21 protein-coding genes, 4 tRNA genes and 1 pseudogene are annotated in these 26,291 nt (G+C 47.0%); 6 read left to right on the top strand and 20 right to left on the bottom strand.

Annotated elements, in window-relative coordinates; translation table 11 throughout:
• Positions 1–17: 17 nt before the first annotated feature.
• The 3 genes from ACO6V5_RS05780 to hppD form a co-directional block, all read right to left on the bottom strand.
• Entirely contained in the window at positions 18–866 is an 849-nt protein-coding gene (locus ACO6V5_RS05780) for an alpha/beta fold hydrolase (protein WP_422410059.1), read from the bottom strand.
• Positions 867–1,065: 199 nt separating this feature from the next.
• A complete protein-coding gene (gene phhA / locus ACO6V5_RS05775) occupies positions 1,066–1,857 on the bottom strand; it encodes a phenylalanine 4-monooxygenase (RefSeq protein WP_422410061.1) in 792 nt (263 codons plus the stop codon).
• A 102-nt stretch (positions 1,858–1,959) separates the two neighbouring features.
• Positions 1,960–3,048 (bottom strand): 4-hydroxyphenylpyruvate dioxygenase, encoded by a 1,089-nt coding sequence (gene hppD / locus ACO6V5_RS05770; RefSeq protein ID WP_422410063.1) that lies wholly within the window; start codon positions 3,046–3,048, stop codon positions 1,960–1,962.
• 306 nt (positions 3,049–3,354) lie between these two features.
• On the opposite strand from hppD, the gene ACO6V5_RS05765 reads away from it, so the two are divergent.
• Entirely contained in the window at positions 3,355–3,822 is a 468-nt protein-coding gene (locus tag ACO6V5_RS05765; RefSeq protein WP_422410065.1) for an Lrp/AsnC family transcriptional regulator, read from the top strand.
• Between the two features lie 7 nt (positions 3,823–3,829).
• On the opposite strand, the gene ACO6V5_RS05760 is transcribed toward ACO6V5_RS05765, so the two are convergent.
• From ACO6V5_RS05760 to ACO6V5_RS05750, 3 genes are all read right to left on the bottom strand, one after another.
• On the bottom strand, positions 3,830–5,311 hold the full coding sequence (locus tag ACO6V5_RS05760; RefSeq protein WP_422410067.1) for a hypothetical protein: 1,482 nt from the start codon (positions 5,309–5,311) through the stop codon (positions 3,830–3,832).
• A 507-nt stretch (positions 5,312–5,818) separates the two neighbouring features.
• A complete protein-coding gene (locus ACO6V5_RS05755) occupies positions 5,819–5,998 on the bottom strand; it encodes a type II toxin-antitoxin system RelE/ParE family toxin (protein ID WP_422137111.1) in 180 nt (59 codons plus the stop codon).
• 96 nt (positions 5,999–6,094) lie between these two features.
• Complete coding sequence (locus ACO6V5_RS05750) at positions 6,095–6,319, bottom strand: type II toxin-antitoxin system RelB/DinJ family antitoxin (RefSeq protein ID WP_422410087.1); 225 nt, start codon at positions 6,317–6,319, stop codon at positions 6,095–6,097.
• A gap of 243 nt (positions 6,320–6,562) precedes the next feature.
• Between ACO6V5_RS05750 and ACO6V5_RS05745 the strand changes: the two genes are divergently transcribed.
• On the top strand, positions 6,563–6,703 hold the full coding sequence (locus ACO6V5_RS05745; protein ID WP_422441831.1) for a hypothetical protein: 141 nt from the start codon (positions 6,563–6,565) through the stop codon (positions 6,701–6,703).
• A 323-nt stretch (positions 6,704–7,026) separates the two neighbouring features.
• Here ACO6V5_RS05745 and ACO6V5_RS05740 read toward each other — a convergent pair whose 3' ends face one another.
• Both ACO6V5_RS05740 and ACO6V5_RS05735 read right to left on the bottom strand, forming a co-directional pair.
• A complete protein-coding gene (locus ACO6V5_RS05740; RefSeq protein WP_422410071.1) occupies positions 7,027–7,200 on the bottom strand; it encodes a hypothetical protein in 174 nt (57 codons plus the stop codon).
• Entirely contained in the window at positions 7,193–7,360 is a 168-nt protein-coding gene (locus ACO6V5_RS05735) for a type II toxin-antitoxin system RelE/ParE family toxin (RefSeq protein WP_422410073.1), read from the bottom strand. The genes ACO6V5_RS05740 and ACO6V5_RS05735 overlap by 8 nt, the downstream gene beginning before the upstream one ends.
• A 237-nt stretch (positions 7,361–7,597) precedes the next feature.
• Between ACO6V5_RS05735 and ACO6V5_RS05730 the strand changes: the two genes are divergently transcribed.
• The 3 genes from ACO6V5_RS05730 to ACO6V5_RS05720 all read left to right on the top strand — a co-directional run bounded on the left by ACO6V5_RS05730 (position 7,598) and on the right by ACO6V5_RS05720 (position 11,840).
• On the top strand, positions 7,598–8,155 hold the full coding sequence (locus ACO6V5_RS05730) for a hypothetical protein (protein WP_422410075.1): 558 nt from the start codon (positions 7,598–7,600) through the stop codon (positions 8,153–8,155).
• 169 nt (positions 8,156–8,324) lie between these two features.
• Positions 8,325–10,511: a hypothetical protein gene (locus tag ACO6V5_RS05725; protein WP_422410077.1), complete on the top strand. Its 2,187-nt coding sequence runs from the start codon at positions 8,325–8,327 to the stop codon at positions 10,509–10,511.
• Positions 10,512–10,919: 408 nt separating this feature from the next.
• Positions 10,920–11,840 carry a hypothetical protein gene (locus tag ACO6V5_RS05720; protein ID WP_422410079.1) on the top strand — a complete coding sequence of 307 codons (921 nt, stop codon included), beginning with the start codon at positions 10,920–10,922 and terminating at the stop codon, positions 11,838–11,840.
• A gap of 240 nt (positions 11,841–12,080) precedes the next feature.
• On the opposite strand, the gene ACO6V5_RS05715 is transcribed toward ACO6V5_RS05720, so the two are convergent.
• The 10 genes and pseudogenes from ACO6V5_RS05715 to ACO6V5_RS05670 form a co-directional block, all read right to left on the bottom strand.
• Positions 12,081–13,988, bottom strand: a complete 1,908-nt coding sequence (locus ACO6V5_RS05715) for a SurA N-terminal domain-containing protein (RefSeq protein ID WP_422410081.1) — start codon at positions 13,986–13,988, stop codon at positions 12,081–12,083.
• A gap of 338 nt (positions 13,989–14,326) precedes the next feature.
• Positions 14,327–14,605 (bottom strand): annotated as a pseudogene (locus ACO6V5_RS05710) (HU family DNA-binding protein); the annotation flags it as partial.
• A gap of 530 nt (positions 14,606–15,135) precedes the next feature.
• Positions 15,136–17,529 carry an endopeptidase La gene (lon, locus tag ACO6V5_RS05705; RefSeq protein ID WP_422137112.1) on the bottom strand — a complete coding sequence of 798 codons (2,394 nt, stop codon included), beginning with the start codon at positions 17,527–17,529 and terminating at the stop codon, positions 15,136–15,138.
• Positions 17,530–18,090: 561 nt separating this feature from the next.
• Positions 18,091–19,380: an ATP-dependent Clp protease ATP-binding subunit ClpX gene (gene clpX, locus ACO6V5_RS05700; RefSeq protein WP_422133926.1), complete on the bottom strand. Its 1,290-nt coding sequence runs from the start codon at positions 19,378–19,380 to the stop codon at positions 18,091–18,093.
• A gap of 326 nt (positions 19,381–19,706) precedes the next feature.
• Complete coding sequence (gene clpP / locus ACO6V5_RS05695; protein ID WP_422133927.1) at positions 19,707–20,345, bottom strand: ATP-dependent Clp endopeptidase proteolytic subunit ClpP; 639 nt, start codon at positions 20,343–20,345, stop codon at positions 19,707–19,709.
• Between the two features lie 164 nt (positions 20,346–20,509).
• On the bottom strand, positions 20,510–21,868 hold the full coding sequence (gene tig / locus ACO6V5_RS05690) for a trigger factor (RefSeq protein ID WP_422133928.1): 1,359 nt from the start codon (positions 21,866–21,868) through the stop codon (positions 20,510–20,512).
• A 230-nt stretch (positions 21,869–22,098) separates the two neighbouring features.
• Positions 22,099–22,183: transfer RNA gene (locus ACO6V5_RS05685), tRNA-Leu, on the bottom strand.
• 70 nt (positions 22,184–22,253) lie between these two features.
• Positions 22,254–22,329 (bottom strand) — tRNA-His (locus ACO6V5_RS05680).
• Between the two features lie 33 nt (positions 22,330–22,362).
• Positions 22,363–22,439 (bottom strand) — tRNA-Arg (locus tag ACO6V5_RS05675).
• 54 nt (positions 22,440–22,493) lie between these two features.
• Positions 22,494–22,570 (bottom strand) — tRNA-Pro (locus ACO6V5_RS05670).
• 359 nt (positions 22,571–22,929) lie between these two features.
• Here ACO6V5_RS05670 and folD point away from each other — a divergent pair.
• A complete protein-coding gene (gene folD / locus ACO6V5_RS05665) occupies positions 22,930–23,784 on the top strand; it encodes a bifunctional methylenetetrahydrofolate dehydrogenase/methenyltetrahydrofolate cyclohydrolase FolD (protein ID WP_422133929.1) in 855 nt (284 codons plus the stop codon).
• A gap of 91 nt (positions 23,785–23,875) precedes the next feature.
• Here the strand turns inward: folD and ACO6V5_RS05660 are convergent, their stop codons facing one another.
• Positions 23,876–24,979 carry a hypothetical protein gene (locus tag ACO6V5_RS05660; RefSeq protein WP_422133930.1) on the bottom strand — a complete coding sequence of 368 codons (1,104 nt, stop codon included), beginning with the start codon at positions 24,977–24,979 and terminating at the stop codon, positions 23,876–23,878.
• Between the two features lie 160 nt (positions 24,980–25,139).
• Complete coding sequence (locus ACO6V5_RS05655; protein WP_422133931.1) at positions 25,140–26,243, bottom strand: hypothetical protein; 1,104 nt, start codon at positions 26,241–26,243, stop codon at positions 25,140–25,142.
• Positions 26,244–26,291 lie beyond the last annotated feature (48 nt).

Below are 26,291 nucleotides of genomic sequence, written 5' to 3'. Positions count from 1 at the left end.
TGGCCCGCCAGACAAAGTCAAGAACTCATAACAGTGTTCACTATGTTGGCTACAGAATCCGTCTCCCCGTCCATATGAAAGTGATGGGAGCCTGACATCGGATAAAACCGGATATTATCAAGACGTTCACGATATGGCTCAATCAAAGCATCAACATAACCTTCTTTTGCATAGAGCATGTGTGCATCACAGCTCATCTGTTCTACAAAGGCCAGCGCCTGATCTTCTGTAAAACGAGTGGGAGAAGGCAACTTCAGACGTGGATCGGTTCGCCAGGTCCAGGCATCACCATCCTGAAATAACGCTCGCTCCACCAGCAATGCGGAAGAGTCCCGCGTTACTGGAAATTGTCCCAGACAACGTACACGAATAGCATGCTCCAAAGAGCGGTAACGATTTACTGGCTTGCCTTTTCGAAAGGTTTTTCGTTCCTGAATGTAGGCCGCCAGGGCACTGGGAGTATCTTCAGGTTTTCTGGGCATGGGAAAAAGCCCATCCAGCAAAATCGCTTTCTCAATCCGATCCCCCAGAATGGCTGAAGCCATTACCGAAACAATGGCTCCCATTGAGTGTCCGATTAAACTGAAGGATTCCAAATCCAGACTATCAGCGATTCCAACCAGATCTTCGACGTAGTGCCAGATGGAATAATCCAATTCATCGGGTCGATGAGAGGAACGCCCATGTCCGGCCTGATCAATAGCAATCAAACGCACATCTTTCAGAAAGGGAGCCAGAGGAGTAAAACTGGCGGCGTTGTCCAGCCAACCATGCAGGGCAATCAGGGGCTTTCCGTGCGGGTCGCCCCATTCCTGACCGGAGAAGTTCATCCGCCCGATACTGATTTCAATGTCTCTAGGCTCCATAGCTCTCTCTTGTCAGCCTCTCTATCTTCCACGACAGTGTGTCATTATTTTCGCCATAAATTATGGTCAGGAGCCTGTCGGTCTCATCACAAAAGTTTTCAGGCAGTTTTATCCATTCACCGAACAGCCCGAGAATGCCGAAAAATTATCAGGATATTAAAGGTAAAGCAACCAGATCCCCGCACCAGCGACAATAGGCTCAGGCACTCTTGGGGGCGAATTTTGAGGTTAATAGTCCCAGCTTCATGGCTTCATGTACTTTTGCCATCAGATCCATTTCTGTCAGACTGTGTAACTCTGAAAGGGACTGGATAATAAAGTAGACCGGCTGAAGAATATCGATCCGGTAGGGAGTTCTCAAAGCCGTCATCAAATCAAAGGACAGACGCTCAGGATCTTCACTTTCGGTAGCATAGACCGTTTCCCTGAAGCTGGAGAGAATACCTCCTCCATATATTCTCAACCCTTCATCTGTCATGACCAGGCCAAACTCCACGGTCATCCAGTACAGCCTTGCCAGATAAACTCTTTCTTCTTTGCTCGCTTTGAGTCCCAATTGACCATAGGTTTCAGTAAATTGAGCAAAATCGGGGTTCGTCAATAAAGGACAGTGTCCAAATATTTCATGGAAGATATCCGGTTCCTTGAGATAATCCAGCTCTTCACGGGTGCGGATAAAAGTAGCCACCGGAAAACGACGATTGGCCAGTAATTCAAAAAAACGGTCAAAGGAGATAAGCGCTGGCACCCTGGCCACGGACCAGCCGGTGCATTCAAGCAGCTGTTCATTGATATCATTGAGCTGAGGGATTTGCTCAGCAGAAAGACCAAGAATCCCCAGCCCCCTGATATACTCGGGACAGGCTCTCTTTTCGACCGCCCTGATCTGACGTTCATAGAGTATTCGCCAGGTTTCATGCTCTTCGGCCGGATACTCGATAAAACCCTTTTCATCAGGCTTTCGGGCTACATAGTGTGTGGGCTTCTTCAATCTGAAATTCCTTTTACTGTGAAAAAGCAATCTCCATAGCCATTTTCACAGCTTGAAGGCTGTCCGAAAACAGACAGCCTGGTCTGAGAGATGCAAGAAAAGTCATTTTTCCTGCAAAACACCTCGACGAATCTGATCCCTCTCCATGCTTTCGAAAAGGGCCTTAAAATTACCCTCTCCGAAGCCTTCGTCGCCCTTACGCTGGATGATCTCAAAAAAGATCGGTCCGATGGCGGTTTCGGTAAAGATTTGTAGCAACAAACCGCCGTCTGAAGTGGGAGCACCATCCATCAGAATGGCTCTGGTTTTCAGGTCTTCAACCACTTCCCCGTGCCACGGCAGACGCTCACCCAGCATTTCGTAGTAAGTATCCGGTGGCGGCGACATAAACTTAACCCCCAAACCCCTCATTCTGTCTACCGCTTCATAAATATTTCCGGCTGTCAGGGCGATATGTTGAATACCCTCCCCCTTGTATTGCTCGAGATATTCCTCAATCTGGCTTTTGTCATCAGAAGATTCATTAATGGGAATTCGGACCTTGCCACAGGGGCTGGTCATGGCCCGGGACTTGAGCCCAGTCAGCTTGCCCTCAATATCAAAGTAGCGAATCTCGCGGAAATTAAAAAGCCTTTCATAAAAGCCAGCCCAGTGATCCATGTTGCCACGTGCCACGTTATGGGTCAGATGATCCAGTATTTCCAGACCGACTTCAGGTTTTTTTATCTGATCCTGAACAAACTCAAAATCGCTGTCATAAACGCTGCCTGCCGGCCCATAACGCTCAACCAGGTAGAGCAGAGCGCCGCCAACACCAACAATGCAGGGGATTTCACGACCATCGACCGAATATTCAGATTCGCCCTGCTCTGCGCCCAGACTCAGGGCTCGCTCCAGTGCATACTCAGCGTCTGCCACACGGATACCAAAAGAACAGGCACAGGGGCCATGTTTTTCATAGAAACGACGGCCAAAACTGCTGGCATCACCATTTACCAGAAGTTGAATGTCGCCTTGTTTGTAAAGAGCAACATCCCTGGTTTTATGATGCGCAGAGGCATGAAAACCGAGGCTTGCGAAGAACTCATGGAGCGCAGCGGGCTCTGCAGAGGCAAACTCTACAAATTCAAAGCCATCAGTCCCCATGGGATTAATATCAGAAACCTTTGCAGAATGGCCAATGCCTTTCATAAATTACCCTCATTTTATGGACGAATTCGGGCTAACTTTCCCTTTAAAGTCCGCTATTCTATCTATCGGCCAACCTTGGCAAATCAGACGTCTATTAGCTTCTTGTTAGTTCAGCTCAAGATTGCCAATAATCTGAAAGGTGTCAGGGAGAAGAACTCACCAACCATAACCAAGCGGTATCGGCCATTGAAAGTGCTGCATTTCCATAGTAAATACAGTATAAAAGGGTGGTCATGCAAAATGGTTGCGACATAAAAAGCAATAAAACAACATCATGCAATTTGATTGCATATCAGGGCCTTGTTCATGATGACTGAATCTCTGGATAAGTACGACGTAAGTCTTCTGGATAGTCTGCAGAAGGAAGATGGAGTCTCTCTGGCAGACTTGGCTAACAAGGTAAACCTGTCCAGCTCCCAATGCTCCAGACGCATTAGCCGCCTGAAAAAGCTGGGCTACATCAGGAAGCAGGTGGCACAACTAAACCCCGAAGCCCTGGGTCTGGATGTCTCGGCTTTTGTCACTGTGACACTGGAAACCCATGGCAAGCACTCTGCTGAAAGTTTTCAGACCTCCATCTTACATATGGATCAGATACTGGAGTGCCACTCGATAACCGGCGATGGAGACTATCTGTTAAAAGTCATGGCAGCCAACAGTCAGGCTCTGAATGAATTTATCATGAAAGAGCTTCTGACCCTGCCCGGCGTCAGTCATGTCAAGACAGCCCTGGCCCTGGCCTCGGTTAAATCCACTACGGCGCTGCCTTTGTGAAACAAATTTACTGACGCACTGCTCTCCAGACCTCCACCAGAGTTTGCGGAACCAGCCCAAGCTCCTTGCTGTTTCCACGCCCTAACCATTTGTCCATGTGTGTGAAGACATAATAATGACCGGCCAAGCCCCAATAGGCTTCTTGAAGCTCAGTCTTGGCATTCATCATTAACGATAACAGCTTCATTAAATCATCGCGCTCATCACCAATAGCATGGTTGTGATGCCCGATTTCAAGAATATCGAAATAAGTGGAGTCACTGATGTTAACAGACTCCCCCTCAAAAAAAGGCTTATATTTGAACAGTCCCCTCAATAAGAATGCCAGGTCTTTATTCCAGTCCGTTGTCCTCGATAACCGATCCATGGCTTCTAAATAGTGCGCCAGGAAAAAAGCATTCCCGGGAGATGATGGAGAACCCGTTTGTAATTCCTGTCCCAGTTGCGTCAATGAATTATAGAGTTCATAGCTGTGCTGCTTAGTGTCATTGGACAGTGTCGATAACAGTATGATGTAGCTCATACCGTGCCAGGCAGACATAGCCGGGCCCGCATAACAGTCGTCAGCTGTCAGAGACGGCTCGCTGAGTTTTGGGTGGTAAAGTGTCACCGGGTGCAGGCCATTTTTGCGAAGCTTATAGAGCGCTTTTATATCGGGCGCGCCGAGAAAAAGAACAGGTTTTTCCGGTGATTGTCCGAAGGTCTCATGATAGAAATGTAATCGATTATGTTCGGCAATATCAGCCCAGACTTTTGCCATGATAGGTATCTGCACCAGGTTTTTTTCTCGATCATAGATAAACGGCTCTGAATTTCTGTCCAAAATCCGAAGCCGGGTTAAAACCGCTGCCGCTTTTTCAGAACCCCCATGAGGGCACCGGTCAACACGCGTTGCTGATTTGAGGAAAGCTTTCCGATAGCGCTCATCAAGGTTAACCTGGACACCCTGAAAAGAGCCATCACTAACAGAATCAAGCTTGCTTATTGATGCAGAACCAAACTGAGCAGCTGGAAGCAACTGGGTGATCCAGGCATTCAAAAGGTTGTCAGTGGTGAGTTGACCGGCAAGGTGAATATGAATGTAGACCAGAAGGTCGAATATTTTTTCCAGCACTGCGTCATCATTTTTGACTTCAGAATTTTCAGCGCCAGAGGCCGGTAATATATAGTCATTATTGCTGATTTTCTCAACCAGCTGTTCCGCTTCCACCTTTAAAGATTCATCATCAATGATGTCATCACGAAAAACCTTCCAGTCCGGGGCAGGAACATGACAGAGCAGGAAATATCTTTGATTATGCTTCAGCCGACTGAGAAAGTCCGGCTCCTGATTGAGACAGCTTGCAGGTTCAACCACCTCATCAGATAAGATCTCCAGACTCAGGCCTGACAGAGGCAGTATCAGTGCCGTTAAAGTAAGAATACATCCGGACAGGAGATGATTTTTTTCACATCGCCACGATGGTCTTGTCATCACATTTACTGACATGGATTGCTCCTCTATACCTTAGGCATTTCATAGAATGTAGTGCATTAGCAAAAATGCTGGGACACATAGGGCCTGAAAATATGGGAAACAGAGTTTTGTGATACCTCAAATGGGCAGGGATATAGATTGAGGACTAACACCCTCACCGTAACCTTCAGAAGAAACCATTCTTACCGGAGGTGAAGGCGGTTACAGCTTTGACGACAACTAGCAGCAAAAAAAACGGCTGCCCTGGATTCTTTTCCAGACCTGACACTAGAGCCTGATGGCACTTCCCGCCCTGAGACTGCCTGAAGGACTGAGGGATTTTATTCCCGGAACCCGGCTTTATTTCGACTTGTTAGAACAGCTTGGGTATAGCGAAGAGATCAATATCATCCTGCGCACTGATGGCCATAAACTCATCATTCAATCAGCTTGGCAATGGACACCTTCGACAACGCCATATCGATCTCGCTGTCAGAGGTCTGGAGCCGGAACGAAAACGTACGCTAACGGTCATAACCCCTATTTCGACAGTGGCCATTGCTGTGCGGCATGCAAAATGCGAAGTATCCGAATGGTGGTTTCACTTACCTTGTACACAATAATGTAATTTCCCCAAGCCACTAACTCCCTTGTACCTACAACCCGGCCTACCCTGCCAATTTTGGGAAAATCCATAAGCTTTTCAGCTTTGGCCTGAATGTCGTCCTTGAGTCGAGGGGCCGTCTCTAAGTTATCATCGGAGTGTAATCAACAATGGTCAAAAGGTCGTTACGAGCAAGGCCCAACCGCTCCAATTTATGCACGTTGTTTTTTCCTTTCGATCAAGGCTTGGGCTTCATCCATAACCTGGTTATGGGATAAAACATCTTCAGAGTTCAAGGCTTCCTTAACCCGCTCCCGGAACCAGGCATCATGCGCTTCAGGGTCACTGGTAAGGCCGACGGGCAGGCCACCTTCTTTGGTTATCCGGGTCAGCAGGATCCGAACCGCATCAGACAGGGTTAAGCCGAAGTTGGCCAGCTTTTCGGTCGCTTATGTTTTTAAAGCAGAATCTACACGGACGTGCAACATTGATGTATGAGCCATAACAAATATCCTTTTTAAGTGATGTTTATTTAGTATGTCTCTCAATTGAGAGACAGCCAAGTATTGGGAGCTTCACTATTCCTTTTCTCCTTCGGGCCACGTATTTTACGACTCGTTCCCACGCTCTGAGGGTGTCACAAAACTCTCTCACAAAACTCTCTCCAGCATGGGAACGAGTTGACTCTCGTCATTCCCGACTTCATTCTCGTCATTCCCGACTTCATTCTCGTCATTCCCAACTTCATTCTCGTCATTCCCGCGAAGGCGGGAATCCACACTGACTCACCACCAGAACCATACTGCCCGGTGCCCCCCTAGCCTTGTCATCCCCGAGAAGGCAGAGATCCACCGTTGGCGCTGGATTCCCGCCTTCGCGGGAATGACGACCTCAGAGCACGGGGACGAGCTGTTGGAGTTTTGCGACACCCTCTTTATCTGTGGGAGGATGTCAACGGGTGTTCCAGTACCAGATCATTGACTTGCAGACCTTACCAGAAAAGAAGCCCATTAAAGCATCTGCCGTCAATCTGGCTAAGGGTTGGCGAAGCCGGGCAAATCAAACAATCCTCAACTCCAGCTTTCTCCCCATCACCTGAGGGGCATTCGCCAGTGTTTTCAGATTCAGGCTGGTGCTGTTGGGATCAAGAAGCCGATCCAGTTGTGAACGGCTGGTACCCAGGCGGCGGGCAAAGGTTGATTTGTTGGCCTTCTCTTTTTCCAGGTACTCGCTTTATGGCCTCTGCCTGGCATTCGGGCAGCAAGCCCTCTTCTTCCAGGAAGTCGTCGAAACTGCTGCCAATATGGGGATTACTCATCACTACCTCCTTTCTGTTCCCTTAGCACGTCATCACGGCGCGTTTTTGCCAGCTTAAGATCGTTTGTCGGGGTTTTATCCGACTTTTTGATAAAGCCGTGCAGTAACAGCATGCTAGCACCGGCTACTGTGTAGAACACTCTGGCAATGGCGGTTTCCACCAGTGTGTACAGAATCGCACTGCTGTGACATGAGAAAATTGTACCCGGAATATACTGCGCTTTGTGGACATTGCACTTTTCGAAGAAATGGTCGCAATACCTTGATGGAGATGACAAATGGAACTATAAATTTGGCAGTTTTTTCCGCTTTATTCAGGCTCTTTTCCGCTTAACAATTGGGACATGACAAATAGCCTGTGTCTCTCTTGATGATTTCAACCCGTCCGGAGAACGGTTATGCAAGAGTACGAAGAAATGATGGGAGAGCTGATCGAGCTTGGCATCAATGCCAACCCCGTAGCACCTTTTTCCTGCTGCATCCTGGACCCCTGCGGCCAGATTCTGGTGACTGCCGCTTATGCCCGGCATATCAGTCCCCTGTTCAGCGCTGAAGGTCTGGCCCTTCATGCATTGGCACAGAACTATCATGTCCGCCGGGATCAGGAGCTGATTCTGCTGACCAATACCGAGCCGGACTGCGCAGCCATATCGACGATTCTCTGGTGCAATATGCACGATATCAACATTGCCAGAATCGCCTACGGCGCTTCAAGAATCAGCCTCAAAGAACTCTGGGATTGCTCTTTCGGATTCGAAGCCGTCGAAATTCTCGACCGGGCAGGAAAAGACAACAAATACCGGCCTGAGTTGATTGGCCCAATTCTCGAAGATGACTGCCTTGAAGCCTTTAAAGATGCCAGGGCCTTGTCTGATCAGGGTGATCGCCCGGTATTATCACTGGATCTGGACGACTTTTGGATACCAGGTGACTGGATGCTCGAGCTGGAAAACTAATTCTCAATCGGTATACCAATTCCGACCGGAGAGGGAGCGTCCCCCAATAATTGACAAGGGTTTGGCGCACACGAAACTGGCTTAACAACTCATGTTTCTCTGGCTTTTTATGATAGGTTAAAGTTTACACAGCCCCCCCATCAGCCTCTTCATGGAAGATTAAGCCGGTATGCGGATACCCAGTTTTGTCAGCTCAGTCTATCGCTCTCTGCACAGTGGACTTGGCCGTCTCTCCGGTTTCTGGCTGGGTCATAAGGTCAGGAGTCTGCCCACACAAAATACGCTCCCGACAGTTCAGCCCTTTTCTGCAAAAACCCTGGCACACTGGCAAGTGACTGCCAAAGGTCAGGGAGAGGAACTACTGCAGTTGCGCCACAAAAAGCTCTGGCAGCGTGAACTGAATCAATTTGTAGCGTCTCTGGAACAGCACTATTCGGACTTTTATGCAGACAAAAATCAGCTGCGCAGCAAAGTAGCCTTTGTATTAACAAAGCTTGGAATGGCTTCTGGTCAGGTTAACTCACTGAAGCCTTCAGGATTCTTCGCATCAAAAGTGAATAACAGAAAGCTGTTCCTGCTTGATCGCTATCTCGCCTGTACAGACCCGGTTGAGTTTGGTCGAATCTGGTTAAACGACGGTGGAAAACTTGATCAGGGGTTTGTGTTTCACTGTGTTTATCCTGCCAGAACAGAAGAAGCACCACTTTTTACCAACAATGAGCTCAGCCAGATGGGCTTTATCCATCGGGAAGAAGACAACAGTTACACACTGGTTTCAGTCGATATCACGCTCGACCATATTGAACTGATGGAACGAACCCGCAGGTCCCGACCGGTTAAGGCGCTGGTGTCTGAACAAACAGGCCTGATGACATTACAAAAGCTGGAACACTTCTGTCAGTCCCTGTCGCAACAGGTCGATGAACCTTTGAAGAGTCAGCTTTGTGAACCCTTGGATGAAAACCATTTGATTAACCTGACTCTCCTACCCGGAATTCAGTACTTTGATGGACTAGAGCAGTCCATCAAGCGTTTTGTAAAAGCATTTCAGGCCGGAAAGACCCTGGAGCAGCAACTGCAAGCCGCAGAAACTTCAAATCCCATTCAGCCGGACTTGATAGAGTGCCTTGTGTCGTGGAGTTCAGCCTCCCTGGATGAAAGCACTAAAAAGATGCTGGCAGCAATGTTGTCCGATATTCAACAACAGCAGTTGACTCAGGAGAGACTTAATCATTACATCATGGGACTGCTGATTCAGGCCCCCGAACAAATGAGCATGCAGAGCCAGCTTTTTACCCTTATCGCCCGGCACCTGGCGAATGATCAACCTATCCATGGAATTCAGAACACTCCCTGGCAACAAACATTTCATCAGGATATGACTTTTATTGTACAGAGGGTTGAACGATTCAATAATTCTGATAGAAATTTAAGAAATTTCTACGTTGCAGACATTCCCACATTGCTGGTCCAAGTGGCTTCAGGAACGGAAATTTTTTCCTACGACAAAGGTCTATCACACCTGTTTGCTCTCGTTGAGGAAATACACGATGCCTGTTCAGTACCCAGTGTTTCTTCTGACACCCGCCAAATGATCGGGGAGCCTTCAGAAAAATGGCTGAGCCATATCACAGGCGAATTAACAAAAAGATTACCCGTGGCGTTAAAGTATGGTCTTAACCATGACATGCCTGTTTCCCCGGAATTTCTGGGCATAAAAGAAAACATGACGAAAGAGTGGCAAGTCATTCTGAACAGTATTAACGATTCCGAAGAAATGCTGACCCAATTTGAAAAGGACCGCCCGCGAACAGACTATCAGTTCAAGGTAGCTACCGGCAGCAAAAAGCGAAGAAAGGATCAAACTTTTTCTCGTATCGGACATACGCTGGAAGTCACTCAACTGATGCGTTTTCTTGGCGACATGCGTGCTGCCAGGACTCTGTCAAAACTTTTGACCCAGACTTTTGCTGCTTACCAGACCAAACTTGAGACTTATCGACTGTTTAAGGTGACTCCCTTCCTGCTGAATCCTATGGGCAGGGACGCTGACGATAACCACCAGATAACCGTCACACTACTGGCAGACGGTGACCTTGCCGTTGATTACACAATGATCGCCAGCAAACCACCCTATTCACTGGGAGCAAAAGGTGCCGGGATTATGGGACTGGAAACATATCAAATTTCCGGCAGATCCATTGTTTCCATGAAAGATCTGAAACGGGACATCGTTGCAGCAACAGAACCAGAAGTTACAGTGAAACTGAGCACCAAAAACGGTCAAATAGAATGGTATGTTGATGAAAATACTCAACTGCTTCAGATCCCCTGCCCTCATTTACCGCCAGAATAATAAGCATTTATTAATGGAAATTCAGGTATTTACAATACCTGCTGTGACGCTCTCCGCCTTGTCATGGGAGGTTTCTGACTTCACAGGCTACAGCCAGCCTATAGCGTCTGGACTTATAAAGAAGCCTTCATCAGCAGTAACCGGGTGCCCCTCGGTTTTTTTACGGCAAACGACTGGTGACGTCGGAACCACCGCTTGGTCATAGGCAGGAAATCAGACCGACCGAACTTACCCTGAAAAACCAGAAAAAAGTCAGTAACTGAATATCTGAAACAGGATTAAATGAATATTAAAGTGAGTCTCTTGGAGATAGCAGCCTTTGAGATGTTTTTTCTACAGACTCGTTACGTGACAAAAGACAAAAACGACTCTACCTTAAATGAAATTTCTAATGCATAGGTTGAGTCAATGAAAACAACCACTCACTCTACGATAAAGCTGTTTTATATAATATCGTTTCTCTTGGCTTTAGCCTCTTCCGAGCGTTCTTATTCATTTGAATTTAACTATAGATATTCAACTTCTGAATATAGATATTCAACTTCTGAAACAGGGGCACAACTTACCGTTGTAAGTAATGGCGTTCAAACAACATACCATGGCTGGCGAGCAACAATCAGATCAATTCCAACACTGGCAGGTGTTAGTATTTTAATAGGCGGCACTTTTCTTACCATTGGTGCAGCAACAGCAGTCACAGGTATTTCAATTGCAGCCCTTCCTGTAACTATCCTCTATGGCTGTCGTAGAGGATTTTCCTTAGCATTGCGAGCAACCAGGAATCTAAGGTTCCCGCCACCAGGAGCAAATGCTGAATTAGACGTACCACCAGAATTCAGTGTCAATTCATCATTAGTGGTTCCAATCAATGAAGCTATTCGGATGAATGAGGAGGATTTGTCTATCTTGATTGATGATGTAGAGCAGCAAGACACTTACATTAATAGACAGGAAGACATTGCCAGGATTATTAATTATTCAGGAGCATCATCTACAATTTATTCAACATTCGATCAACTTTCCAGACAAACCAAATCAGCTCAAATAAAAAATTATATTGTATTACTAACAGTAGAAAACAACTCTAAAGAAAACAAACCACGAGGGCTAACCAGGCATGATGTAGATTTAATGCTGTCAAACAGAACATTCCTATATCATGCATCAGAAACTGATTTAATTGAACATAACGAAAGCATTACACATTGCCTGTTGGACAATATCAAGCGTTATTCAATTAATATATCTAAAGAGCAATTCGAAGGCTGCTTTTTATACTTCATGATGAGTGATCATACGGCTAGAATAATTTTTGTACCATTTTCTTAACAAAGTCACCTGGACCAGCTTTGTCTTTTCCGGATGCAATGTCAGACCACAGTCTTTTAAACGTTGTATGACCTGCTCCGACAGATATTCCGCTTTCTGTTTGGTACGAAAATGGATAGTCGCCACTATGCGGACTGGAACAGCGCCAGTTGGCGCTGCGTGCCGTAATCGGCCAGAAAAAAATAAACCCCGATAAAAACCGGGGTTTATGGCTGCCATTCGGATTGGGTTAACCTGAGATCACTCTTCTTGTTTAGTGATCTTAACCTTTGCGGTTTCCTTCAGGCTCTTGAGGTACTCGGTAAAGAGGTTACGTCCATTACCGTTAGCGATGTAGCTCGCCATCATTCGATTACTGGCGGTATCTGCCTCGAGTGGCTTACCTTCAACTACTTTACTAAGGGCAACAACAGCGATATCACCATTGGACAATTCGACTGAAGCATAGCTCGACTTCCCGTCTTCAGGATGAGGCATTTTGAAAGATTCAATCAGAAGGGGTTGAGGAACGCCCTGCTCTCTTCTGGCAATCGTCTTGGCCTCAGTCCAGTTCAGACCCTCAGATTCAGCTACCTGCTTAACCGTGTCGCCGGCCACCAGTTTTGCCTGCAGAGCTTCTGCCCTCTTGACCAGCTGCTCTCGTGCTTCTTCAATCTTGAGAGCCTGTACAATGCTGTCCTGCACTTCAGCCATCGGACGCAATTCTGGTTTAAGGTGCTTTTTAACTCTAAGAACCATGGCCTTTTCTGGAGACAGCTCAATCAGTTCACTGTTGGCACCCAGTTCAAGCACATCATCACTGAAGGCAGCTGCAATAACTTTAGCGTTTGAAGTTACATCGGTGCTTCCACCCTGGCGAGTAAAAGGACCTGCCGTCTGGATGGTCAGGCCCAGCTGTTCTGCCGGTTGGGCCAGATCAGATGCTTCGAAGCTGATATCCGCCAGCTTACGGGTTTTTTCCAGATAAATGGTTTCGGCTTCCTGAGCCTTAAGCCCGGTAGCAATTTCATCTTTCAGTTCATCAAAGCTCGGAATGACGGGCTTCTCGCGAGAAGTTAATTTGATGATCTGGACTCCAAAGTCAGTTTCAACTGGCCTTGAAACCTGTCCTGGCTCAAGAGAGGCCACCGTTTCATCAAAAGTATCACCAAAGATGCCTGGTTGAACCTGCCCCATATCACCGCCTTTGGCAGAGGTTACGGGATCGTCCGAGTACTCTTCTGCCAGCCTGGCAAAAGCTTCACCCGCCTTCAGCCTGGACTCTACTTCTGCAGCAATTTTACGAGCTTCTTCCAGTGAGCGCTGATCACCGGTCTGAATCAAAATAGTGGACACTGTTTGTGTATCAGCGGCATTCTCTTCGATGTCCTGGAGTCGACGCTGGTATTCATCTTTGACAGCCTGCTCATCGACTTCAAGATCCTCAACCATGGAAGCCCTATCCATTTCTACGAAACTGATCTCAACCTGCTCTGATGTCATGTACTGATCACGGTGGGCTTCGTAGTAGGATTTAACCTGATCTTCAGTCGGTTCAATACTGTCACGAACTTTTGCAACATCCAGTGTCAGCCAGGTTATCTCACGCTTCTGGCTTTCCAGGGCAGTCAGCCTGTTAATCTCTGACTGGGTGACAAACTCGGAACCTGCAACACCGGCCTGAATTTGCTGCAAAACTGTTTCGTCACTCAAAAGCACACGGAACTGAGCTGGAGACATACCCAAACTGCGGACCATCATCATGAAGCGATCCTGGTCGAATTTACCGTCCTGTTGAAATTCAGGCATACGAACGATCATGGCATCCAGTTCTTTCTGACCTAAACCCATACCACCATTTTTGGCTTCCTGCAGCAGCAGACTGCGATCAATCAGAGATTGAAGAACAGACTCCCTGAGCTGTTTTTCATCAATCAGGGATGGATCAAACTGATCACCCATCTGCTGAATAAGCATTCTTCTCTGTTGCTCCAGCGACTGTGTCAACTGGGCACGGGTGATATCTTCACCGTTAACGCTAGCAACGTTAGGATTATTAGGATTCGGCGCCAGTGTTTCCAGGCCGGTAATCGCCATCATAAAAGCAATGATGCCGACAACAACAAATGTTACCCAGCTCTTTGCCTTATCCCTCATTGATTGGAGCATACTAACCTCAGGTTCCGGGCTCGCTTTAGCTTTATATTCATAGAGACACGAACCTGATGTTCGAGCCCTGTTACGATGACATCACTTACCTCTCTGTAAGCTCTTGAGAATGAGCTCTTGAGACGTAGTGTCAGGTGCTGCTGGTATGACCTTTATCCCCTGACCCGTAAAACGGAGTTTCAGAATTTCAGGCTTCACCAACAAAAAAAGCGCATCTTAAGATGCGCCTTTTCGGAAAGCAGCAAAAAATTAACAGCCTTTTTGAAAACAACTGCAGATTCTTGCCACAGTTCCTTTGTGGTTTGTTGAAGTCTCAGGACTTCATCCCAGGCGCGCTATCAGCTGTTAACCGCATCCTTGAGAGCTTTACCAGCCTTGAAGCTAGGGATCTTGGAAGCAGCAATCTCAATAGGCTCACCGGTTTGAGGGTTACGGCCAGTTCGAGCCGCACGCTCTTTAACAGCGAATGTACCAAAACCAACCAGGACGACCTGTTCACCATCTTTAAGTGCATTGGTGACAGAGTTAATCATGGCGTCCAGGGCACGACCAGCGGCAGCCTTGGGAAGGTCAGCAGATGCCGCAATTGCTTCAATCAGCTCGGACTTGTTCACTCTATTCCCCTTCTTTGTACGATGCTTTTATAGCCAAAAATAGCTATAACCAAAAATAGCTTGTTGGTACTGAAGACAGTCTGACTGCCCCAGATACCATACCTGACGGGTGCTTTGCTATGCTGCGTGATTTTAGCTGAAAACTCAAGCGATAGCGCAGGTTACCCGGTAATTTCTGCCGTTTTCTGCCTAATCTGATCGTATGTTCCAATCAAACAGTTAACAACAGCTCCCCGTTTATTACAGAACGGCCACAACGACTTCGAAATACCCTCTGACTTTCCATCTGAAAGAATTGAACAGGGCAAAAAAGCGAAACAGCATCAAACGAGTTGCAGATTGTATCCGAAACGGATAATTCTCAGGCTCCTAAAACCCACAAGAGCCTACTTAACAGCAGACGCTGTTTATACCAATGCCTTATGGGAACTGTCAACAGCGGCAACAACCGCCAATACTGCCTCTGCGCACTAACTCCAAAAAAAAGGCCAGTACTCTTGTACCAGCCTGTTGTTTTAATAGGATCAGTATGCTCAATGGGTCTTGATTAAACGTCTCCTACCAGATGCAGCCTCGGTTTCAAGATCCTTAATAGGCTCTTCATTGTCAGCAGTTGGCATATACTGCAAGGCAATCTCCAGCACTTCATCAATCCACTTCACCGGCACGATCGTAAGGTCTTCCTTGATATTCTCCGGAATCTCTTTCAGATCCCGGCGATTCTCTTCCGGAATAACGACCGTCTTGATACCACCTCGATGCGCCGCCAAAAGCTTCTCTTTCAAACCACCAATGGCCAGCACCTGCCCTCTCAGAGTAATTTCCCCGGTCATGGCAACATCGGCCTTGACTGGAATATCAGTCAGTACAGAAACCAGAGCTGTGCACATGCCGATACCGGCACTTGGACCATCCTTGGGCGTAGCTCCCTCAGGAACGTGAATGTGCAGATCATTCTTCTGGTGGAAATCCTGAGGAATTCCCAGTGAATGGGCTCTGCTACGAACGACAGTCAGGGCAGCCTGGATAGACTCCTGCATAACATCCCCAAGAGAACCCGTCTTGGTAATCTGCCCTTTCCCAGGCACCGCCATTGACTCAATAGTCAGCAGCTCACCGCCAACCTGGGTCCAGGCCAGTCCGGTTACCTGACCCACCTGATCCTGATCTTCCGCCTTACCAAAGCTGAACTTGCGAACCCCCAGGAAATATTCCAGTGATTCAGGGGTCACTGTATCGTAACGCTCTTGAGCAGAAAGTGCTTCATCCTTAACCGCCTTACGGCAAATTTTGGCAATTTCCCTTTCCAGCCCCCGGACGCCTGCTTCCCGAGTGAAGTAACGGATGACATCACGTATGGCGTCTTCCTCAAACTCCAGCTCACCAGCCTTGAGACCACTGTTCTTGATCTGCTTGGTGACGAGATAACGCTGGGCAATATTCACTTTTTCATCTTCGGTGTAACCCGGAATCCGGATCACTTCCATACGATCCAGCAGTGGTGCCGGGATATCCATGGAGTTGGAGGTACAAACAAACATGACATCAGAGAGGTCATAGTCCACTTCCAGATAGTGATCGTTGAATGAGTTGTTCTGCTCGGGATCCAGCACCTCCAACAAAGCTGAAGAAGGATCGCCTCTCATATCAGAACCCATCTTGTCAATTTCATCCAACAGGAAAAGCGGGTTACGCACTTCGGACTTGGCCATTTTCTGTATCAGCTTGCCGGGCATGGAACCAATATAGGTTCTTCTGTGGCCACGGATCTCCGCTTCATCACGAACACCACCGAGAGCCATACGAACAAACTTACGATTAGTAGCCCTGGCAATCGACTCGCCCAAAGAGGTTTTACCAACACCGGGAGGTCCCACCAGACACAGAACAGGACCTTTTATCTTGCGAACACGTTTCTGTACTGCCAGGTATTCCAGAATACGCTCCTTCACCTCTTCCAGACCATAGTGTTCTGCTTCAAGAATATCCTGAGCACGCCTCATGTCATGACGAACTTTGCTGCGCTTTTTCCAGGGTACAGCAATCATCCAGTCGATATAACCACGGACCACAGTCGCTTCAGCGGACATTGGCGACATCATCTTGAGCTTGCTGAGCTCTGCTATGGCCTTCTCTTTCGCCTCGACAGGCATACCTGCATCATCAATCTTCTGTTTCAGCTCTTCCAACTCATTAGGCGTCTCATCCATATCACCCAATTCTTTCTGGATAGCCTTCATCTGCTCATTCAGATAGTACTCACGCTGACTGCGCTCCATCTGTTTTTTGACACGGCCACGAATCTTCTTTTCAACCTGCAGAAAATCCAGCTCACCCTGCATAATACCGATCAGGTATTCCAGCCGCTCACCCAAATCTTCGACTTCAAGCACTTTCTGCTTGTCCTCAATCTTCATGGGCATGTGAGCGGCGACAGTGTCAACCAGCTTGGAGGGCACATTGATTCCTGTCAGGGACGTCAGTACATCAGAAGGCACTTTCTTGCTCAGTTGAACATACTGTTCAAACTGGGACATTAATGACCGGGTCAGAACTTCCGACTCGCGCTCACTGACTTCCTGCTCAATGAATTCCTGAACTTCCGCCGTAACATAATCATTACTTTCATCCAAACGATTGATAGTGACACGGCCCTCACCTTCAACCAAAACTTTGACGGTACCATCGGGTAACTTTAGAAGCTGTAAAATGCTGGCAAGTGTGCCCACCTGAAAAATATCGTCTACGACCGGATCATCGACCTGGGCATTTTTCTGGGCCACCAAAAGAATCTTCTTATCTTGCTCCATGGCAAGGTCAAGGGCCTGTATGGATTTCTCACGCCCGACAAAAAGCGGTATCACCATGTGCGGATACACCACCACATCCCTGAGAGGCAGCAATGGCAGCTCAAAGGGCTCTGACAGATGCAAAGTATCGTTTTTATCCATGACTCAGTCCCCTTACGGCATTTCTACTTACATGACTCCGGTATTATAATGTTCCGGAACGGCTCACAACGGGCAACATCCTGTAAACGTGCAGCACCGTTGGCTTAAGGTTTAAGATGCTTCTTTTTTGCGGAAATTACAATAGTGTTTATTGCTTCCAACTGTGGTAGATTTTCATGATTGAGAAGCTTATCTTCGCAACTTCTTTCGATCAATTCTCTATACAGCCACTGATCTGATTTTTTACAAGACTCTCTACCCACCCGGCAAGTAAAATTTATAGACCTTAGTACCACAATAACGCTGACCCAATTCGTTAATGTAACAGTTTTTGAAGTCTGTCAAGAGCAATGTATCTCTTGTATTTTTCTGTCATCCCGATCAGAGCTGGGCCTATGTAATCCAACACTGAAAAAATAAAGCAATAAGCGTTTTACCAGAATCCCGCTATTTTGGTCGGTTGTGGATTTGCTCCCGGGAAAAAGAAACCCTGCCATTTGACAGGGTTCCCGGTTCTGTAAAAATGCGAACTTATAGTCAACTGTCGTCAGATGCTGCCATCTGTGCTCCAGTGTTTTCATAAATCATCAGCGGTTCAGACTTGCCTTCAATCACGGAAGCGTCAATGACCACTTTGGAAACCGTCCTCTCTGACGGTATGTCGTACATGGAGTCCAGCAAAACACCTTCGAGAATGGACCTTAGACCACGGGCACCCGTCTTTCGTTCCATAGCTTTCTTAGCCACTGCACGCAGAGCGTCTTCACGGAAGTCGACATCGACATCTTCCATTTCGAAGAGCTTTGAATACTGCTTGGTCAGAGCATTCTTTGGTTCGGTCAGAATCTGAACCAGAGCAGCTTCATCCAGTTCTTCCAGCGTGGCAATCACTGGCAGACGACCAATAAACTCCGGAATTAGACCAAACTTAACCAGATCTTCCGGTTCAACCTCTTTAAAGATTTCACTCAGATCCTTCTTGCTATCCTTGCTCTTCACTTCCGCCGAGAAACCAATACCACCTTTATCAGTGCGGTCCCGAATCACTTTATCCAGACCGGCAAAGGCACCACCACAGATAAACAGGATATTGGAGGTATCTACCTGCAGAAACTCCTGCTGAGGATGCTTGCGACCACCTTGTGGCGGAACGGAAGCAACGGTACCTTCAATCAACTTGAGCAGGGCTTGCTGAACACCTTCACCGGATACATCACGGGTAATTGAGGGGTTGTCAGACTTTCTGGAAATCTTGTCAATTTCATCAATATAAACAATGCCCACCTGGGCCTTCTCTACATCGTAGTCACACTTCTGTAGCAGCTTCTGAATGATATTTTCAACATCTTCACCCACATAACCTGCTTCGGTCAGAGTGGTGGCATCGGCAATAGTAAAGGGCACATTTAGCAGCCTTGCCAGTGTCTCGGCCAGCAATGTCTTACCACTGCCGGTAGGCCCGAGCAGCATGATATTACTCTTGCCCAGCTCTACATCATCTTTTTTCTTATCGCCATATCGCAGGCGCTTGTAGTGGTTGTATACAGCAACCGACAACACTTTCTTAGCGCGCGGTTGACCGATCACATATTCGTCGAGAATATCCTTGATTTCCCGGGGTGTCGGCAGCTTGTCAGAGGAAGTCTCTGTTTCACTGTCCTGAATTTCTTCACGGATGATGTCGTTGCACAGATCAACACACTCATCGCAAATAAATACGGAAGGGCCGGCAATGAGCTTGCGCACCTCATGCTGACTTTTTCCGCAGAAAGAGCAGTACAGCAACTTGCCGTTATCTTCACCCTTGCCGCTAGTTTCGTCGGTCATTCGATTACCTGTTGGAGGAACAACACCTGTCATAAAAACAAGATGCAGGCATTGGGACGTATTTTCAAGTGTCAAACAGGAGAAATTACAGAAAAATGGTCTACGAGAGGTTAGTCAGACCTATTTTTCATGCCTCAGGCAGAAACTGTCATGGATTCAATTTACTCCTTCACATTGGGGCAATCTGTTACCAATACTGAGACTGCCTCCACAAAAGCACTCACTGTCCACCTTTGCCTGATTTTAATCTGTTTCTGCCAGACGGTACTCGGGAGTCTGAACAAGAATAGACAGCTCGAGGCTATTTTCGTTCAAACTCCACGCTTTTACTTGTCAGTCGGAATGCGACTACTCAGAACCTTGTCAATCAGGCCGTATTCCATTGCCTGTTCGGCACTCATAAAGTTATCACGGTCAGTATCTTTCTCAACCACTTCCATGGGCTGTCCGGTATGCTTGGCCAGCACATGATTCAAACGTTCCTTGATGGTCATGATTTCCTGGGCGTGAATAGCAATATCAGACGCCTGTCCCTGAAAACCACCCAGCGGCTGATGAATCATCACTCTGGAGTGAGGCAGTGCATAACGTTTTCCGTTAGCACCTGCCGCCAGAAGCAGTGAGCCCATGCTACAGGCCTGCCCGATACACATGGTTGAAACATCCGGTTTAATAAACTGCATGGTGTCGTAAATAGACATACCGGCAGTAACCGACCCACCCGGAGAATTGATATAGAGATGGATATCCTTGTCTGGATTCTCTGACTCAAGAAACAGTAGCTGAGCCACAACCAGATTGGCCATGTGATCCTCAACCTGACCCACCAGGAAGATAACTCTTTCCTTGAGTAGCCTTGAGTATATGTCGTAAGAACGCTCACCTCTGGCGGACTGCTCAACGACAATTGGAACCAGGCCGGAATTGGTGATTGCCACGGATTGCGTTTCGATCAGTCTGGACATGTCCTGTCTTAACTCCTTGCCAAGTCGAAGAGGAACGACCCGCATAGAGCGGGTCGCGAAACGTGTCATGGTTTAACCACTGTAGTGATACAGTGACTAACATTATCGACGCACACAAGGCGTTAATACGGCAGCGCGCGTCAAAACCTTAGACGACGCCCTGATCAGGCCAGCTGTTCTTCGGAAGCTTCGGCTTCTTCAGCAGGAGCAGCTGGCTTGATTGCATCCTGGTAGCTGCATTCGCTATCAGAAACCTTGGCTGCTTCCAGAACAGTATCTACTACCTGCTCTTCCAGAACAACATACTTCACTTCAGAGAGCTGCTCTTCGTTGCTGTAGTACCAGTCGATAACCTGCTGTGGTGTCTGGTAAGCAGAGGCCATTTCTTCAATCATGGCGCGAACGCGATCGTCATCAACCTTGATTTCGCGCTGCTTGACGATTTCACCAATCAGCAGACCCAGAGCTACACGCTTCCTGGCATCTTTTTCAAACAGTTCAGCAGGCAACTGCCTGGGATCGAAACCACCCTGAGCACCACCAAAGCGTTGAACAGCCTGTTCACGCATGCGGTCGATTTCCTGAGTTACCAGTGGCGAAGGAACCTCAATCTCGTGAGTAGTCAGCAGACCGTCCATTACCTGATTCTTAACCTTGCTCTTTATAGCCTGACGCAGTTCACGCTCCATATTCTTGCGAACTTCAGTGCGGAAAGCTTCTTCGCCACCCCCAGCTACGCCGAAACGCTCAAAGAATGCCTCATCAAGTTCTGGCAGAGTGGCAGCCTGCACCTGGTGCACTTTGCAGGCAAACTTAACGGCTTGCCCTTTCAGCTCTTCAGCGTGGTAGTCTTCCGGGAAGGTCAGTTCCAGCGTCTTCTCTTCACCGACTGAAACACCAACCAGACCGTCTTCAAAGCCCGGAATCATCTGACCAGAGCCCAGCTCCAGAGTGGCATTCTCAGCCTTGCCGCCGTCAAACTCTTCACCGTCTTTCTCTCCTGAAGCAAAGGAACCCACGTAATCAAATACGATCTGGTCACCCAGTTCAGCAGCACGCTCTACATCTTCAAAGGTTTTGCTCTGAGCACGCAGAGTTTCTACCATTTCATCGATATCAGCATCGCAAACTTCAGCGACCGGGCGCTCAACTTCAACACCTGCGAAGTCACCCACTACAATCTCCGGATAAACCTCGAAGATGGCTACGAATTCAAAATCCTTGCCTTCTTCGTCATTCTTGGGTTCAACACGGGGCGCACCTGCAGGATTCAAATTTTCCTGGGTTATCGCTTCTACAAACGCCTGTTGCATCTGCTCACCGAGCACTTCCTGACGTGCACCCAGGCCATAGCGACGCTTAACGACCTTCATAGGCACTTTGCCGGGACGGAAACCATCCAGGCGAACACGACGAGACAGATCCTGCAGTCGCTTGTTGATTTCCCCATCGATCTTGTCGGCTGGGATTGTAATTGTCAGGCGACGCTCCAGACCGGAAGTCGTTTCTACGGAGACTTGCATTTGCGTTCCTCAATAAAACCTGAGTTGCAGTACGTATGGAACAAGGGCGCATAGACTAGCAAAAGTACTTATAGGTTGCACCCCGGATCATACAAACAGACCCCTGCCCCTCTCACGCCTCACCAGCGAGCTGGGACTGCGGACTAGTTGCAGAGAGAATGCCCGGCACAAACAGGCTATTTCTCCAATACAAAAACGGGGATAAGCAAGCTTATCCCCGTATCGTTCACTGGTGCGGATGGAGAGACTCGAACTCTCACGCCTCACGGCACTGGAACCTAAATCCAGCGTGTCTACCAATTCCACCACATCCGCTTACAGCACTTTACTGATGCTGCTTAACTCTTGACAAACCAAATATCGGGCTTAAACCCTTTTTTCATACTGGGGTGGACGATGGGGTTCGAACCCACGACCACCGGAATCACAATCCGGGGCTCTACCAACTGAGCTACGCCCACCAGCAATAACCGACTCTTCGAGACAGTTAATTATGGCGCGCCCGGCAGGATTCGAACCTGCGACCATCCGCTTAGAAGGCGGATGCTCTATCCAGCTGAGCTACGGGCGCATCATAAGTCATCACTCGTCTAAACATTAAGAACATTTTAACCAGTGATTAATCTGGTCGGGGTAGAGAGATTCGAACTCCCGACATCCTGCTCCCAAAGCAGGCGCGCTACCAGACTGCGCTATACCCCGAGTTATGGATAACTTTCTGTTAATCCAATGTGCTGATCGTTGCAGCGCGGCGAATATTACCCAGAAGAGAGTGTCTCGTCAACGTCGATTTAATTCAATCATCTGAGCCATCAACGAGTCGCCGGACTTGAGCTCCGCCTTGCTTCCAACGGCAAACAATCTAACACAGGAGTACCAGACTGACCAGACTCGAAACGTTCATTTTTTGAGCCGAAAACAATCACCCGGGTCACTCGGCACTCCAGGAGAACTCCATCTAATAGCTATAGGTATCTTCGACCTATTCAATTCATGAACAATAAAGAACTTCCATGATAAAATGGGCAACTCGTCCGCTTAACAGGCATCCACCAAGAACCATGACCGCTAGAATCATTGACGGCAAGGCCATTGCCGAAAAACTGAAAGATTCCATTGCTGAACGCGTCAAACAACGGATTGTACAGGGACTCAGGGTACCGGGTCTTGCTGTCGTTCTGCTGGGTGACGACCCTGCCTCCCAGGTGTACGTAGGCAAAAAAAGAAGTGACTGTGAACGTGTTGGCTTTCACTCTGTTTCTCATGACCTGCCTGCTTCTACCAGCGAAGCAGACCTTTTGGGCCTTATTGACCAGCTGAATGAGGACCCGGCCATTGATGGCATCCTGGTTCAGCTGCCACTGCCAGAGCACATCAACTGCGACCCTGTATTAGAACGCATTCGTCCTGACAAAGACGTAGATGGTTTCCACCCTTATAATATTGGCCGTCTGGTTCAACGCATCCCAATGCTGCGCCCCTGCACACCAAAAGGTGTTATGACCCTGCTAGAGAGTACCGGTGAAGCCATTCGCGGCAAAAATGCAGTGATCGTTGGCGCATCCAACATCGTTGGCCGCCCCATGACCATGGAATTACTGTTGGCAGGCTGCACAACAACAACAGCTCATCGCTTTACCCACGACCTCAAAGAGGTTGTAGGCGGAGCCGAGATTCTGGTGGTTGCCGTTGGCAAACCAGGACTGGTCAAAGGTGAATGGGTTAAAGAAGGTGCAATAGTCATCGACATCGGCATTAACCGTATGGACGACGGTCGACTGGTAGGTGATATCGAGTTCGAAACGGCACAGCAGAGAGCCAGTTGGATCACGCCTGTACCAGGCGGTGTGGGCCCGATGACCGTGGCCACTCTGCTGGAAAACACACTTTACGCAGCGGAACACCTTCACGACTGACCGCGCAACGTTTGAAAAGCTCCGTTAAACAGGCCGGAGCTTCTTTACTCTGTATCAATGTCCTTATTTCGCACTTCACTTTTAACTCGCATCAGGCATCCAAACCAGATGTGTATAGTGAAAGGCTATGATCTTTTGTCAGGAGAAACAATTTGGCTAAGCGCTTGAGTTCTTTCTTTGCTCTGAACCTTTCTACAATACTTGTCGGAAAGTCCAGGCTTTTGAAAGGAAGCCCGTACAGACTCATATCCTTAGTATCTACAACTACGGACATTGGACGATCTAGGGTGTCACCGACAAACAACTGTTTTATGGGAATACCTTTTGAAGATACAAAATCGATCAAGCTCAAAAAACCGTTTTCCATACCTAAATATTGATACCAGCCACCGACAATATGACACTCGAGGCTTCTCATTTGTTGTTGATCACAAAACTTGTAAATATCTGACAGCTTTTCATATGAAAAATCAGCAGCCCCAAAATGACCAAGTAGCAGTTTACTTTGAGACCCGTCAAAAAGAGCAAGACAAATGCAGGGAGCGAGAGCCGTGGTAAATATATATCGTGGCGAACCATCTGTGAACCCCAATTCATCCATATTGACTCTTAACATAGAGGTATCAGCATCCCTTAATGCCCGGGGATTATAAAAAGGGGTAAAAGGCTTCGTTTCAAGTAGCACTTCCTGACCATACAAAGTATGAACGTAGGCCTCAGGAGCAACCTTGAGCTCTACAGTTAATTGTTTCTCCTTATAGCCTTTCCGAGCAATAGGAATCAGCCTTTCCGCTCTGATTATATCAGGGATATCTGTACCTTCGAACGCATTTCCGATTAAAGCGTGATATTCACCATCTTTAAAATAGTTGTCCTGATTCACATTATTTCTTTTAGTCAAATCAAAAATAAGCCTATCTTTATTCATGCTAACAGTAATTCCTTTTTTTCCTGAAACAATATCGTGAATCTTTTTGAATAGATGACTTCTACGATCATCATCAGCAGAGTACTTTCTTAAACTGACAGGTGTTTGTTGATAACCCCTCATCCCCTGATCGCCATGGGAGATTACAGGCTCGACACTCGCAACAGAATACCCCTGATGTGTTACCTGTTCTTTTAACTGGTTATTTGAAGTGTGTTTTATAGAAGTAAAAACAAGGTCTGCATCCAGGCCTACTTTTGGGTCCATAATACAATTCCTTAAACTACTCAGCTACTTGATTTCGGCAGTCGTTCACGCTCATTACGAACAACTTTGCAACAATGTCTGACATAGTTACACCTCCAGTTTTTTATCCTTAGCGTGCCACTAAGGGTGCCCTTTTGACTTGTTTCAGTTTCAATTCACTTCAGGAATCCAAACCAGCTGTCAATAATGAAAGACTGTGTTTTTTTGTTATGAGACGCATCGTTGCCATATGCCTGAACTTTTCCTTTGTTGAATCCATTTCATAGTGGCTTACTGGAAAATCAAGTTCACAAAAAGGAAGCTTATACAAGCTCATGTCTCTGGTATCTATGACTATAGATTTTGGGCGATCTTTGGTATCTCCTACAAACATCTGGTTTATGGGTATGTCTTTTGAAGATATATAATCTATCAAAGTTAAAAAACCGTTTTTCTGACCTAGATAATTATATTGACCGCCTACAATGTGACACTCAAGGCTTTTCATTTTTTGCTCATCACAAAAATCAAAGATCTCTGATAGATTTTTGGGTGAAATACTTGTTCCACCAAAGTGACAAAGTACCACTTTATTTTGAGATTTATCAAAAAAAGCGATACAAATGCAGGGGTAAAGACCTGTAGTAAAAATGTATCGTGGTGAGCCATCGCTAAACCCCACTTCAAACGCATCTACCCTCAGCATCGAAGTATTAACGTCATTTAAAGCTTGAGAATTATAAAAAGGTGCAATTGGTAGTGTTTTAAGAGTCGTCTCTTCTCCATATAGAGTATGGACATAGGCAGTAGGAAAATGCTTAAACTCTAAAAGCATTTGATTTTCACTATCACCTTTCTGAACAACAGGAATTAGTCTTTCAGATCTAATTAAATCAGGGATATCTGTGCCATCAAATAGATGTCCTAATTTAGCATGACACCCTAAGCATGTAAAAAAGCCACCCTGATCATCAATGATTTTTTCAGTTAAATCAAAAGCAAGCCTTCCTTTATTGACGACAACAGGGATTCCGGTTTTTTCTAAAAAAACATCTTGTATGTGTTTAAAGACTTGTTTCCCAGGATGATCATAAGCGGTGTATTTTCTTAAACTGATAGGAGTTTGCTGACAGGCACTCATCCCATAGGAACCAGACGAAACCAGAGGCATAACACTCAAAACAGTATGCCCCTTATTATTTCCCTGCTCTTTAATTTGGTTGTTTGAAGTGTGATCTATGGAAGCAAACACACAGCTTTCATGCAAGCCTGTTCTTGGGTCCATATATAATTCCTCAATCTTAAATCACTCAGTTATTTTAGAGACTTTATT

The organism is Endozoicomonas sp. ALD068 (assembly GCF_049310145.1).
Classification (GTDB): Bacteria; Pseudomonadota; Gammaproteobacteria; order Pseudomonadales; family Endozoicomonadaceae; genus Endozoicomonas_A.
This window is presented reverse-complemented; position numbering and strand designations above follow the sequence as displayed.

Bases quoted from the DNA above. Each gene is read 5' to 3' on its own strand.
- ACO6V5_RS05760 (WP_422410067.1), bottom strand. From the start codon at position 5,311: ATGTCAGTAAATGTGATGACAAGACCATCGTGGCGATGTGAAAAAAAT.
- ACO6V5_RS05740 (WP_422410071.1), bottom strand. From the start codon at position 7,200: ATGAGTAATCCCCATATTGGCAGCAGTTTCGACGACTTCCTGGAAGAA.
- ACO6V5_RS05730 (WP_422410075.1), top strand. From the start codon at position 7,598: ATGCAAGAGTACGAAGAAATGATGGGAGAGCTGATCGAGCTTGGCATC.
- ACO6V5_RS05655 (WP_422133931.1), bottom strand. From the start codon at position 26,243: ATGGACCCAAGAACAGGCTTGCATGAAAGCTGTGTGTTTGCTTCCATA.
- folD (WP_422133929.1), top strand. From the start codon at position 22,930: ATGACCGCTAGAATCATTGACGGCAAGGCCATTGCCGAAAAACTGAAA.
- ACO6V5_RS05715 (WP_422410081.1), bottom strand. From the start codon at position 13,988: ATGCTCCAATCAATGAGGGATAAGGCAAAGAGCTGGGTAACATTTGTT.
- ACO6V5_RS05725 (WP_422410077.1), top strand. From the start codon at position 8,325: ATGCGGATACCCAGTTTTGTCAGCTCAGTCTATCGCTCTCTGCACAGT.
- ACO6V5_RS05720 (WP_422410079.1), top strand. From the start codon at position 10,920: ATGAAAACAACCACTCACTCTACGATAAAGCTGTTTTATATAATATCG.
- clpP (WP_422133927.1), bottom strand. From the start codon at position 20,345: ATGTCCAGACTGATCGAAACGCAATCCGTGGCAATCACCAATTCCGGC.
- ACO6V5_RS05765 (WP_422410065.1), top strand. From the start codon at position 3,355: ATGATGACTGAATCTCTGGATAAGTACGACGTAAGTCTTCTGGATAGT.
- ACO6V5_RS05780 (WP_422410059.1), bottom strand. From the start codon at position 866: ATGGAGCCTAGAGACATTGAAATCAGTATCGGGCGGATGAACTTCTCC.
- ACO6V5_RS05660 (WP_422133930.1), bottom strand. From the start codon at position 24,979: ATGGACCCAAAAGTAGGCCTGGATGCAGACCTTGTTTTTACTTCTATA.
- clpX (WP_422133926.1), bottom strand. From the start codon at position 19,380: ATGACCGACGAAACTAGCGGCAAGGGTGAAGATAACGGCAAGTTGCTG.
- hppD (WP_422410063.1), bottom strand. From the start codon at position 3,048: ATGAAAGGCATTGGCCATTCTGCAAAGGTTTCTGATATTAATCCCATG.
- tig (WP_422133928.1), bottom strand. From the start codon at position 21,868: ATGCAAGTCTCCGTAGAAACGACTTCCGGTCTGGAGCGTCGCCTGACA.